The following is a 12185-nucleotide window of genomic DNA, read 5'->3' as shown; positions in this document are numbered from 1 at the left end:
GCTTCCGGTCTAGTCCCAATAATGATCATCACGTTAAGCTTATACATAATATTTCAATATTCAATAAGTTTAATACGTCAAAAGGATTACCCCTTTATTACCTTTCCAATAGAAAATTATTATCTCCATATCTATTATTATATTATACAACTAACATTTACCAGGATACTTCCAAAAAATATTGTATCCTAACACGCAACTATGCTATAAATTTCTTTTTATTATATCAATTCGACCGTATATACACTTATATGTTATATTATTGTCATATTATATAAATTCCATTCGCCTACATCTATAAGTTGGAAATATCATTTTATCGGAATAAGAATTCTGATTAACAATAGAGAATAATAGAGAATAATGTCAAAGCAATAAACAATGGCAAAAGAAAAAAAATTTTTATCGGGAAATGAAGAGTGTGGTGAAGCCGCTGTAATGGCAGGGGTTCGGTTTTATGCAGGATATCCTATAACACCATCTACTGAGATTGCGGAATATCTCGCTTTGCGGTTACCGCAAGTTGGTGGTATATTTATTCAGATGGAAGATGAAATTGCATCAATGGCAGCGGTTATTGGAGCTTCACTCGCTGGCTTGAAATCGATGACGGCAACCAGTGGTCCTGGTTTTTCGTTAAAACAAGAACATATCGGATATGCAAGTTTATGCGAAATCCCATGTATTATCGTTAATGTGCAACGTGGCGGCCCATCAACTGGACTTCCTACACTACCAGCACAAGCTGATGTTATGCAAGCTCGATGGGGTACTCACGGAGACCATCCGATAATTGTTGTATCACCTGCATCAGTAAAAGAAATGTTCTTTCTTACTATTCAAGCGATAAATTTTTCAGAAAAATATCGGGTTCCGGTTATTATCCTTTCAGACGAAGTAGTCGCCCATACTCGTGAAATATTAGAAATACCGGATATATCGGAATTAGAAATTATCAATCGCCCGTTAGCTCCATTAGGATTAGAATCATATTTACCGTTTCAAGCTGACCCAACAACTGATATTCCGCCTATGGCACATTTCGGTTCCGGCTATAGATTCAATGTAACCGGATTGATGCATACCGAATCCGGATTTCCGACCACCAATCCAGATAAAACTATGGCATTATTAACCAGATTACATCGAAAATTAGAAAAAGCAAAACCCGAAATCACATTGATTAACACTTATGCATTAAACGATGCTCAATATGCTTTGGTTACGTTCGGATCTACAACGCGGTCAGCGTTACGCGCAGTAAAAGATGCGCGCAGCCAAGGGATTCCTGTTGGCTTAATGCAATTGGTTACTCTTTGGCCATTTCCAGAGGAAATAATTTTAGAAATTGCAAATCAGGTCGACTGGATTTTAGTTCCCGAAATGAATCTTGGACAAATAGTTTTTGAAGTAGAACGAGCAGTTCACGGAAAATGTGATGTTATTAAATATTCTCAAGCAAACGGAGAATTATTTACGCCAAAAAAAATTTTAGATCGAATAAAAAACATTATTTCCCAGCAATCACTATTGAGTAGTCAGCGAACAGATGCTGATTGCCAAAAGCTATGAACAGGTTATGTCTCATATAAAACAATATCTTCGGCAGCAATATTTTCCTCATATTTGGTGTAGCGGGTGTGGCAACGGGATAGCGTTACAAGCGGTATTAATTGCTATAGATAATCTTAAGCTCGATAAAAATCTGGTTACGGTAGTATCCGGAATAGGCTGTTCTTCTCGCTCTGCTGGATATGTCGATTTTAATACGCTTCACACGGCACATGGTCGAGCTATTGCATTTGCTACGGGAGTAAAATTAGCTAATCCGAAAATGACAGTTATTGTTATCACGGGAGACGGAGATTGTGCTGCAATTGGAGGCAACCATCTAATTCATGCGGCACGACGTAATATTGGGTTAACCGTTGTGGTATTTAACAATTCTACCTACGGTATGACTTCAGGTCAATATTCTCCGACGACACCGACTGGATTTTGGGGTAGTACCGCTCCTTACGGAAATTCTGAACGGCCGTTTGATTTATGTAAATTAGCTGAAGCAGCCGGTGCAACTTACGTCGCCCGCGGTACAACATTTCATGCCCGGCAGTTACCGAAGTATATACAAAACGGATTGCAGAATAAGGGGTTTTCTTTCATTGATATTATTACCGGTTGTCCGACCTATTTCGGTCGAAAAAATAAAATCGGCGGTCCTGTTGAGATGCTCCAATGGCAAAAAGCGCATGCTATAACGGCCAAGGAAGCAAATTCGTTACCTCCGGAACAACTTAATGGAAAATTTATCATTGGCGAATTTGTTAATAAATCGTTACCGGAATATTGTGAAGTATATCAAAGCATCATTGAGAAAGCTCAAGCCAAATCATAACGATTTGATTTGAATAAGCAAAATTAGTTAAAAGTTGGAATAGAAATGAAATTTGTGACTGATACTATTTCTCAACAAGAACGAATTGAAATTCGTTTATCGGGCTCCGGTGGGCAAGGACTCGTTACCGCAGGAATTATTCTTGCAGAGGCGGCCGGAATATTCGAAGGAAAACAAGCTGTGCAAACTCAATCGTATGGTCCGGAAGCACGTGGGGGGGCTAGTAAAGCAGAAGTAGTCATTAGCACTCAAGAAATTGATTATCCTAAAGTCATCCAGCCTGATATTTTTCTTGGATTAACCAAGTTGGCAGTAGAAAAATATTTATCGGATATAAAACCGAATGGTATTGCAATAATTGATTCAACTTTTGTCGGCAGCATTCCTATTAATGAGCAAATATTTCTTATTCCTATAAGTAAAATTGCTAAGGAGAAAACTGGGAAAATTTTTACTGCAAATATTGTATCGTTAGGTGTTATCGTAGCGATAACCAACATAGTTTCACGAAAAGCTATTGAGCAAGCAGTTTTAGGTCGAGTTCCAAAAGGAACCGAAAAATTAAATATAGCTGCGTTACATGCTGGATTTGAGGCTGGCATAGCAGTGTTGAACTGCAATGGTTAAATTGAGCGTTTCGATAACGCATTTTTTAATTCAAATTCTTACGTTAGATTTAAGAATCGGAGCAATTATTCTCTATGAAAATTCATGAATATCAGGCAAAACAGTTATTTAAAAACTACGAGATTCCGATTCCACAGGGTGAGGTTGCCAATTCTGTCACTGCGGTTTTAGATATCGCGAAAAAGATTGGATTGCCAGTGGTGGTTAAGGCACAAGTGCATGTCGGGGGAAGAGGCAAAGCCGGTGGAATCAAGGTAGCTCGAGATATGTCAGATGTACAATCAGCGGCATCAACTATTTTAGGAATGAACCTCAAAGGATTAACCGTTGAAAAAGTTTTAGTTGAATCTGCGCTTGATATTGCGAAAGAATATTATCTCGGTATCACTATTGATCGAGAAATGCAAAAGAATATTATTATGTTCAGTTCAGCTGGTGGTATTGATATTGAAGAGGTAGCAGAAAAGAATCCGGAAAAAATTGCGAAACTCTATATTTCACCTCTACTTGGGATTCGCGATTATCAAATTCGCAATCTTTGCAAATCAGCGCAACTCGGCATGTCGGATATCTCAGCCATAACCCAATTTTTACAGAAATTATTTAAACTCTACATACAATGTGATGCGTTGTTAGCCGAAATAAATCCATTAGTTATCACCAAACAAGGTACCGCAATTGCTGCGGATGCAAAAATTATAATTGATGATAATGCGCTTTATCGTCATCCAGAATTCAATGTTTATAAAGAAGAGAGTGAAGAAGATCCGATTGAAGCTGAAGCACATCGTCGGAATATTCAATATGTTCGGCTTGATGGAGATATTGGCATTTTAGGAAATGGTGCCGGGTTGGTTATGGCAACACTAGATGAAGTTAAACGTGCTGGCGGAAATCCTGCTAATTTCCTAGATATTGGCGGTGGAGCTAAAGCTGAATTGGTTAAGAACTCACTCGAAATTATTTTGATGGACAAAAAAGTTAAAGGGATTTTGTTTAATGTTTTCGGTGGAATCACTCGATGTGATGAGGTCGCTAAAGGAATTATTGAAGCAACTAAGATTATGAACATCACGGTTCCCATCGTCGTCCGATTGACTGGAACTAATGAGAAAGAAGGGTTAGAAATTCTCCGTAACACCAATCTCATTCCTGCGAAAACTATGCAGGAAGCTGCTAAATGTATAGTGGAGTTAACCAAATGAGCATATTAGCAAATAAAAATACGAAAGTTATTGTTCAGGGTATGACCGGACACGAAGGGTTGTTTCATACCCAGCAAATGATAGCGTATGGAACGAAAGTTGTCGCTGGTGTAACTCCAGGTAAGGGTGGAAATTTTGTTCTTAATATTCCAATATATGATACTGTACAGGAAGCGGTTAAAGCAACTGACGCGAATGCTTCTGCAATATTTGTTCCGAGCCGATTTGCAACTGACGCGATTTTAGAAGCATGTGATGCTGGGGTAGAACTGATCGTATGTATTACGGAAGGGATTCCGGTTCAAGATATGATAGAGGTAGTATCGGCATTAAAAAATTCTAATTCGAAAATGATAGGACCTAACTGTCCCGGAATAATTTCTCCGGAAGAAAGTAAAATCGGAATTATTCCCGGATCTATTGCTAAGAAAGGCAATATTGGTGTAGTATCTCGTAGTGGAACGTTAACTTATGAAATTGTAAATGATTTAACGAAAAGTGGGTTTGGGCAGACTACGTGTATCGGCATTGGTGGCGATCCTATTCTCGGATTACGTTTCATCGATATTCTGCCATTATTCGAATCTGACCCGGAAACGGAAGCGGTCGTTGTGATAGGCGAAATAGGTGGAACTGACGAAGAAATCGCTGCTGAATATATCAAGACGATGTCGAAACCAGTCGTAGCATTTATTTCAGGAAGAACAGCACCGCCTGGAAAACGCATGGGCCATGCCGGAGCGATAATCTCCGGTAGGAAGGGAACTGCTCAAGCTAAAATCCAAGCGTTCACGCAAGCAAATGTACCAGTAGCAGAAACAACGCAAGAGATTCCAGAATTAATTAAACAAATATTAAAATAAATTTCATACCGTCCAATTTGCTCGAAGAAAGGAGGTTTAAATCATGCGAAAAAAAGTTAGTATTATTGGTGCTGGAAATGTTGGAGCAACCACTGCAATGAAACTAGCAGAAAAAGATATCACAGATATTATCCTCGTCGATATCATTGAAGGTATGCCCCAAGGTAAAGGATTGGATATAACACAAACGGGAGCGATTGATGGGTATGATACCAAGGTTATCGGAACCAATTCTTATGCGGATACGAAAGATTCAGATATCGTTATTATTACTTCTGGTGTACCTCGTAAACCGGGAATGTCTCGTGATGATTTACTACAAGCGAACTATAATATCGTAAAACCGGTCACGGAACAGGTGGTTAAATTTTCACCGAACGCGATTATTATTATGGTAGCGAATCCATTAGATGCAATGGCGCAATTAGCGTATCGGGTGAGTGGCTTTTCTAAAAATCGGGTTATAGGAATGGCTGGCATTCTTGATACCGCTCGATTCCGCGCGTTCATCGCTTTGGAATTAAATGTTTCCATGGAAGATGTTTATGCGCTTGTTCTTGGTGGACATGGTGATACAATGGTTCCGCTAGCTCGATATTCAACTGTTGCCGGAGTTCCGTTAACCGAAATTCTACCAAAAGAACGATTAGATGCGATCATTCAGCGTACCCGTAACGGAGGCGCTGAAATCGTTAAACTCTTAAAAACCGGGAGTGCATATTACGCCCCAGCAACCGCAACAGTCCAAATGGTTGAAGCGATTATTTTGGATAAAAAACGGATTCTACCCTGCGCAGCGTATCTGGAAGGAGAATATGGAATTAACGGATTATTTGTTGGCGTGCCGGTTAAACTCGGTGCAAACGGAATTGAAGAAATTATTCAATTAAAACTAACTACTGAAGAAGAAATTGCATTAAAGAAATCAGCTGCTGCAGTTGAAGAACTAGTTAAAGTTATGGAAAAATTTTAATTAAGGAGGACTGAATCTAAAATATGATATTTTGGGTATGACGCATATAACTTATAGAAGTAACCGTCTTCCCGGAAATCATATTCGTTCAGTATTTCTTATGAAACTTAAATGGCTTGGACATAGTTCTTTTCTGATAACTGCAGAAGATAAAACTACAATATTAACTGACCCATATGAACCTGGCGGATACAATGGTGCGTTAACCTATGGCGCATTTACTGAGCCAGTTGATATTGTTACAATTAGTCATGACACTCATCCCGACCACGGGTATACTCAAGCATTGATTGGAAAACCGACTATTGTTAAATCCGCGGGAACACTAACTGTTAAAGGGATTAATATTAAGGGGATTGCATCCTACCATGATAATGCAAAAGGACGTGAGCGCGGGAGTAATATTATTTTCGTTATCACAGTAGATAATGTTAAAGTATGCCATTGTGGCGATTTAGGACATATTCTTAGTCCAGCAGATGCGGTATTAATCGGTTCGATCGATGTATTATTACTTCCAGTAGGAGGTTATTTCACCATCAATGCAACTGAAGCAACTCAAGTCGCTGACCGATTACAACCAAAACTCATTATTCCGATGCATTACAAAACTGAAAAATGCGCATTCCCGATCGCACCAGTCGCTGATTTCTTAAAAGGCAAGCAAAACATCCGAAGAGAAAAATCGTCTGAAATTGAAATCACATCTAAAACCTTACCTGCGCTACCGGAAATAGTTGTCTTACAACACGCATTATAAAAGCAGTTTTCGTCCGAAATCATACGATTTTGATTTAAGACTAATGGTATAACCCAGTAAATTTTGGAGGTGGAATATATGGTTAACCGCGAAGAATGGAATGAAACACCGGTCGAAACAACAAAAGATAGCTGGAATCTTGATGAAGAAGCTGCGACTCGAATTGAACGACCGCGCAAAAAAACTACTATTGATTCAAAAGTAAGAATAGTTGATACAACGTTACGCGATGGCGAACAAACCGCGGGAATTGTTTTCCAGCCGGAAGAGAAAATCCATATCGCACAGCTGCTTGATAAAGCAGGGGTGTATCAAATTGAAGTCGGCGTGCCAGCGATGGGCGGCGACGAACAGGAAACAATTAAGAAGATAGTCAGCCTAGGATTGAAATCGAGCATTATGACCTGGAACCGCGTGGTGATTTCTGATATCGAAGCATCAATATCCTGCGGGGTAGATGCGGTAGCAATTTCAGTTCCGACGTCTGATATCCATATCGAACATAAATTGCGGAAAAACCGTACCTGGGTTTTGGATAATTTCGCTCGAGCCGTCGATTTTGCAAAAAGCCATCAGCTTTATGTTTCTGCAAATGCTGAAGATGCATCGCGAACTGAATTAGAATATCTTATTGAATGCGTTAAAGTTGCACGAGATGCTGGTGCCGACCGATTTCGGTTCTGTGATACTGTAGGTATGCTTGACCCATATGAAACCTATCGACGAATAAAAATTCTCACTGATGTTGTCGGCTTACCGATAGAAATGCATACGCATAACGACTTCGGCATGGCAACTGCGAATGCGTTATCCGGGGTTCGTGCTGGCGCCAATTACGTTGGGGTAACGGTAAATGGATTAGGTGAACGCGCCGGAAACGCGCCGTTAGAAGAAGTGGTAATGGCGTTAAAATATATTCTAAACATTGATACCGGTTTTCAGTTAACCATGCTCCGCGAATTATGTGAATATGTAGCGAAAGCTTCCGGTCGAGAAATCTGGGCTAGTAAACCGATTATTGGAAAAAATATTTTTCTTTATGAAGTAGCGACAACGATTGATGGTGTTCTGAAAGAACCAACGACGTATGAAGTGTTTTCTCCGGCTGAAATCGGTGCAGTTCGACAAATTTCGATTGGGAAACATTCTGGAACCAGCGCTATTAAAGCAAAGTTTAAAGAATTCGGAATCACTCTTGATGATAAACTCGCTGGAAAAATTATTGAGTTAGTACGGAAAAAAGCGGTGCAAGAAAAACGGGATCTGTTTGATAAAGAATTAATGCTTATATACTATTCGGTTGTCGGTGTTCCGAGAGAGTAATTAAATTAAAACTACCACGATAAAAATATCGATTTTAAAACGGTAAAGATATTATCTAATCCCAACAATCGGTAGTTTATCGTTGAAGTATCAAATTCAAATATGCGAGAAATATCATCCACCGAGATTATTAATGCTGTAGCTGAACTGTGTATTAAATCAAACTATTTGCTTCCACAGGATATCCTGACCGCATTGCAGCGTGGTCGAGAACAAGAAGAATCTCTTTTAGGGAAAGAAGTTTTTGAGCAATTAATCGAGAATGCGCGCATCGCTGAAGCCGAGCAATATCCTATCTGTCAAGATACGGGATTAACCGTTATTTTCATCGAACTCGGACAAGAAGTGCATATTACCGGCGGAAACCTGAATGATGCAATTAATGCCGGTGTTCGAAAAGGATATCAAGAAGGGTATTTGCGTAAATCTATCGTTGAACATCCATTCCAGCGGAACAATACTGGCGATAATACTCCGGCAATTATCCATACATTTATCGTTCCCGGAGATAAGCTAAAAATTATTGTCGTTCCTAAAGGTGGTGGATCGGAAAATATGAGCGCATTAAAAATGCTTAAACCATCTGACGGTATTGACGGAGTAAAAAATTTTGTGGTTGAAACTGTTCGAGCCGCAGGCTCGAATCCTTGTCCACCAATTATTGTTGGAGTCGGAATCGGTGGAAACTTCGAAATGTCAGCTATCCTTGCAAAAAAAGCGTTACTGCGCGAAATTGGGCAGCATAATCCTGAACCGGACATCGCCAAATTAGAATCCGAACTACTAACCCTAGTTAATCAGACCGGAGTCGGACCAGAAGGGTTAGGTGGGAGAATTACCGCGTTAGCGGTCAACGTTGAAATTCACCCTTGCCATATCGCCAGTTTGCCGGTTGCAATAAATATCCAATGCCACGCTGCCCGGCATCAAGAAATAATATTGTAAAGATAAAATTATCTATAAAAAACAACTTATGGAAAAGGAAAAATAATCATCATATTTAAGTAAATACTTTATTTTTATTATTCAATTGCTTTATTATCAATATTACACACTTTCTTTCCTTCTAAATAATTTTTGGTTTTGTACCAGTAGGAAACGGAGTTAATCATATCAATTCCGTTTCTTCCTAGCTTACTAATTAAACACTAGCTATGCAATTTTTAACGGTTATTTCCATTTTGATTTTAGGATTAATTATTGTTTGGCTGGTGACCATATACAATCGGTTTATTCGTCGGAAAAATCTCATTGCGGAAGCGTGGAGTGGGATAGACGTGCAACTAAAACGTCGGTACGATTTAATTCCGAATCTGGTTGAATCGGTGAAAGGATATAGCCAATACGAACGGAGGTTGTTTGATGATATTGCGAATATCCGGAGCCAATGTATTCTTGCGCAAGGTGTAAAGTCGAAAGAACAATTGGAAAATGCGTTAACGAGCCAAATTCGGAGTTTATTTGCAGTCGCAGAATTGTATCCAGACTTGAAAGCGAATCAGCATTTTCTCGACCTCCAGAAAAATTTATCTGCTATCGAAGATGAAATCCAGTTATCCCGGCGATATTATAACGGAACAGTACGCGAGTATAATATTCTTCTCGAATCGTTTCCGAGCAATCTTGTCGGAAAACTGTTCGGATATAAGCGTGCGGAATTTTTTGAAATCGAAACCGCTACGCAACGAGAAACACCATCGGTAAAATTTTCATTATAAATCCTACAATCTAAATGCCACTTTACAATGGCAAAAGTTTTGTATCGTGATTAATCATATAAAAAGATTTTCTTATCTAGTAGGTCTCATTTTTTTCGGATATCTCACCTTATCCTTGTTATCGCAAGCACAATCTGATGAATTCGAAAAAATCCTGAATTATGCTAGCCGAATTGAAGTGCATCAAGACCGCACAATGACCGTAACCGAAAATATCACTGTTCGCTGTCTAGGTCAGGAAATTAAACGTGGGATATATCGCGATTTTCCAACGAAATACCGTGATAGATTCAACAATCGCTATGTTGTCGAATTTAACCTTCTTGATATCAGAAAAAACGGTTTTCCGGAACCGTACCACACTGAGTCAATAAGCAATGGGATCCGCATCTATATCGGCAAGGAAGATGTTTTTTTAACTCCGGGAATTTATACGTATACCATAACCTATCAAACTAACCGACAGCTCGGATTTTTCTCAGACCACGACGAACTTTATTGGAATGTTACCGGCACCGGGTGGAAATTTATGATTGATACCGTTACCGCAACCGTTATTCTTCCGGCAAAGGTTCGTACACATATTCTTGAAACAGATGCATATACCGGATTTCAGGGTGAAAAAGGGAAAGATTGTACGGTATCAACCGATCCTGCTGGCAATCCAACATTCAGAACCACGCGTCAGTTATGCGCTAATGAGGGGTTAACGATTGTAGTCTGCTGGAAAAAAGGACTGATTGAAGCACCGAGCGCTCAATTAAAATTTAAATATTTTATCAAGGATAATTTTGGGATTCTCTTTGCGTTTGTTGGTCTCATTTTAATCGTAATTTACTATCTCATTATTTGGGGCTTATTCGGAAAAGACCCGGTTAAAGGAACGATTATCCCGCAATATTATCCACCAAAAGGATTGTCACCTGCGGCAGTCCGATATATCACCAAAATGGGTTTTGATACGAAAGCATTTACCGCAACTATTTTGAATTTAGCGGTTAAAGGATATCTATCGATTGAAGAAAAAAACGGTGTATATACCTTACGGAAACGGAACAATGCGAATATCGAATTGACTCCAGAAGAACAGAAAATTGTTATGCGGCTATTTAAAGTATCCGATGAGTTCACGTTTACTGCTACCCGACACACTACAATTAATGAACTATTGCAAACATTGAAAAATCATCTCCAATTAAATTATGAAAAACTGTATTTTTTAACGAATTTCAAGTATTTCATTGTCGGGTTAAGTATTTCAATACTCATTGCTTTGCTTACTGCCATCCCAACAGCGCTAGCTAAAGGTGGTGAATCAATTTTTCTCTTATTATTCATGACGGTTTGGCTCTCGGGCTGGACGGTTGGTGTAATCTTCTTGGTGGTAATGGTTGTTACCAGTTGGAAAAATGTTTTGTTCGGAAGTATGCATCGAGTAACTTCGCTAATTTCAGCAATATTTTTCACCTTTTTTTCACTTCCGTTTATTGGGGGGGAAATCGCCGGTATTTATATGTTTTCTATGGCAACGTCCGGCTGGTTCGTTCTCTATCTAATCATCTTAGCCGGATTGAATTATCTGTTTTATCATCTTTTAAAAGCGCCGACACGTGCAGGTCGGCAAGTATTAGATAAAATCGAAGGTTTCAAAATGTTCTTAACCATAGCTGAAAAAGAGCGGTTGAACGTTTTTAATCCAGTTGGGAAAACGCCAGAAGTATTTGAACAATATCTCCCGTATGCGCTAGCTCTTGATGTTGAGCAAGCATGGGCGGAACAATTTGCTAATGTGCTGACGAAATCAACCGTGGATGGAAAAGAATATTCGCCGAGGTGGTATTCCGGTTCGATTCCATTCACCGCCATCGGTACTACTGGATTCGTCTCATCAATGAGTAACGGGTTCTCAAACGCAGTTGCTTCATCGTCGCATGCACCAGGTTCGAGTTCCGGTTCCGGTGGCGGTGGTTCATCGGGTGGTGGTGGCGGCGGCGGTGGCGGTGGCGGCTGGTAAAGAAGTATTGCGTTTGTTGGCTGGAAATGTTTTTGTGATGGAACTGAGTTTAGATTAGGTTTCAATTCGTTAAACCCAAATCACTTGATTAATACATCACTTCAATATTGCGGTTTTGATCAATTAAGCTCCCACGGTATATAGACAAAAAATATTATAACCTTTATAATATTTATTATAGGATAATGACTATACCCTAAAGCACACAAATCCTAAACGGTAGCGCAACCGAAGTTTTCGCTGGATTAGGTTCAACTATAATAGGTGTAAAACCTGACCAGAAAATCAGAAGATCAGAAGGAAATAT

Annotated in this window: 11 protein-coding genes; all 11 read left to right on the top strand. The window is 39.4% G+C overall.

From position 1 onward, the window contains the following. Positions 1 to 381 precede the first annotated feature (381 nt). The 11 genes from N3A72_09315 (at position 382) to N3A72_09265 (ending at position 11878) form a co-directional block, all read left to right on the top strand. Entirely contained in the window at positions 382 to 1572 is a 1191-nt protein-coding gene (locus N3A72_09315; GenBank protein ID MCX7919783.1) for a 2-oxoacid:acceptor oxidoreductase subunit alpha, read from the top strand. A 7-nt stretch (positions 1573 to 1579) separates the two neighbouring features. Continuing rightward, positions 1580 to 2395 carry a 2-oxoacid:ferredoxin oxidoreductase subunit beta gene (locus tag N3A72_09310; GenBank protein MCX7919782.1) on the top strand — a complete coding sequence of 272 codons (816 nt, stop codon included), beginning with the start codon at positions 1580 to 1582 and terminating at the stop codon, positions 2393 to 2395. Positions 2396 to 2440: 45 nt separating this feature from the next. After that, complete coding sequence (locus N3A72_09305) at positions 2441 to 3022, top strand: 2-oxoacid:acceptor oxidoreductase family protein (GenBank protein ID MCX7919781.1); 582 nt, start codon at positions 2441 to 2443, stop codon at positions 3020 to 3022. Between the two features lie 74 nt (positions 3023 to 3096). Then, positions 3097 to 4227, top strand: coding sequence for an ADP-forming succinate--CoA ligase subunit beta (gene sucC / locus N3A72_09300; protein MCX7919780.1), 1131 nt, complete (start codon positions 3097 to 3099; stop codon positions 4225 to 4227). Beyond that, complete coding sequence (sucD, locus tag N3A72_09295) at positions 4224 to 5090, top strand: succinate--CoA ligase subunit alpha (protein MCX7919779.1); 867 nt, start codon at positions 4224 to 4226, stop codon at positions 5088 to 5090. The genes sucC and sucD overlap by 4 nt, the downstream gene beginning before the upstream one ends. Before the next feature lie 43 nt (positions 5091 to 5133). Beyond that, positions 5134 to 6063 (top strand): malate dehydrogenase, encoded by a 930-nt coding sequence (gene mdh, locus N3A72_09290; protein MCX7919778.1) that lies wholly within the window; start codon positions 5134 to 5136, stop codon positions 6061 to 6063. 100 nt (positions 6064 to 6163) lie between these two features. Further along, positions 6164 to 6823, top strand: a complete 660-nt coding sequence (locus tag N3A72_09285; GenBank protein ID MCX7919777.1) for an MBL fold metallo-hydrolase — start codon at positions 6164 to 6166, stop codon at positions 6821 to 6823. Positions 6824 to 6901: 78 nt separating this feature from the next. Continuing rightward, positions 6902 to 8146 (top strand): homocitrate synthase, encoded by a 1245-nt coding sequence (gene nifV, locus N3A72_09280; GenBank protein ID MCX7919776.1) that lies wholly within the window; start codon positions 6902 to 6904, stop codon positions 8144 to 8146. Positions 8147 to 8248: 102 nt separating this feature from the next. Then, positions 8249 to 9091, top strand: a complete 843-nt coding sequence (locus N3A72_09275; protein ID MCX7919775.1) for a fumarate hydratase — start codon at positions 8249 to 8251, stop codon at positions 9089 to 9091. 209 nt (positions 9092 to 9300) lie between these two features. Next, on the top strand, positions 9301 to 9864 hold the full coding sequence (locus N3A72_09270; GenBank protein ID MCX7919774.1) for a LemA family protein: 564 nt from the start codon (positions 9301 to 9303) through the stop codon (positions 9862 to 9864). Between the two features lie 46 nt (positions 9865 to 9910). After that, positions 9911 to 11878, top strand: a complete 1968-nt coding sequence (locus N3A72_09265; GenBank protein ID MCX7919773.1) for a DUF2207 domain-containing protein — start codon at positions 9911 to 9913, stop codon at positions 11876 to 11878. Positions 11879 to 12185: the final 307 nt, after the last annotated feature.

It is taken from the genome of bacterium (genome assembly GCA_026416715.1).
Classification (GTDB): domain Bacteria; phylum UBP4; class UBA4092; order JAOAEQ01; family JAOAEQ01; genus JAOAEQ01.
This window is presented reverse-complemented; position numbering and strand designations above follow the sequence as displayed.

What these genes read in the sequence shown, in the direction of transcription:
- mdh (MCX7919778.1), top strand. Translation starts at nt 5,134, where the DNA reads ATGCGAAAAAAAGTTAGTATTATTGGTGCTGGAAATGTTGGAGCAACC.
- N3A72_09310 (MCX7919782.1), top strand. Translation starts at nt 1,580, where the DNA reads ATGTCTCATATAAAACAATATCTTCGGCAGCAATATTTTCCTCATATT.
- sucC (MCX7919780.1), top strand. Translation starts at nt 3,097, where the DNA reads ATGAAAATTCATGAATATCAGGCAAAACAGTTATTTAAAAACTACGAG.
- N3A72_09270 (MCX7919774.1), top strand. Translation starts at nt 9,301, where the DNA reads ATGCAATTTTTAACGGTTATTTCCATTTTGATTTTAGGATTAATTATT.
- nifV (MCX7919776.1), top strand. Translation starts at nt 6,902, where the DNA reads ATGGTTAACCGCGAAGAATGGAATGAAACACCGGTCGAAACAACAAAA.
- N3A72_09305 (MCX7919781.1), top strand. Translation starts at nt 2,441, where the DNA reads ATGAAATTTGTGACTGATACTATTTCTCAACAAGAACGAATTGAAATT.
- sucD (MCX7919779.1), top strand. Translation starts at nt 4,224, where the DNA reads ATGAGCATATTAGCAAATAAAAATACGAAAGTTATTGTTCAGGGTATG.
- N3A72_09315 (MCX7919783.1), top strand. Translation starts at nt 382, where the DNA reads ATGGCAAAAGAAAAAAAATTTTTATCGGGAAATGAAGAGTGTGGTGAA.
- N3A72_09285 (MCX7919777.1), top strand. Translation starts at nt 6,164, where the DNA reads ATGAAACTTAAATGGCTTGGACATAGTTCTTTTCTGATAACTGCAGAA.
- N3A72_09275 (MCX7919775.1), top strand. Translation starts at nt 8,249, where the DNA reads ATGCGAGAAATATCATCCACCGAGATTATTAATGCTGTAGCTGAACTG.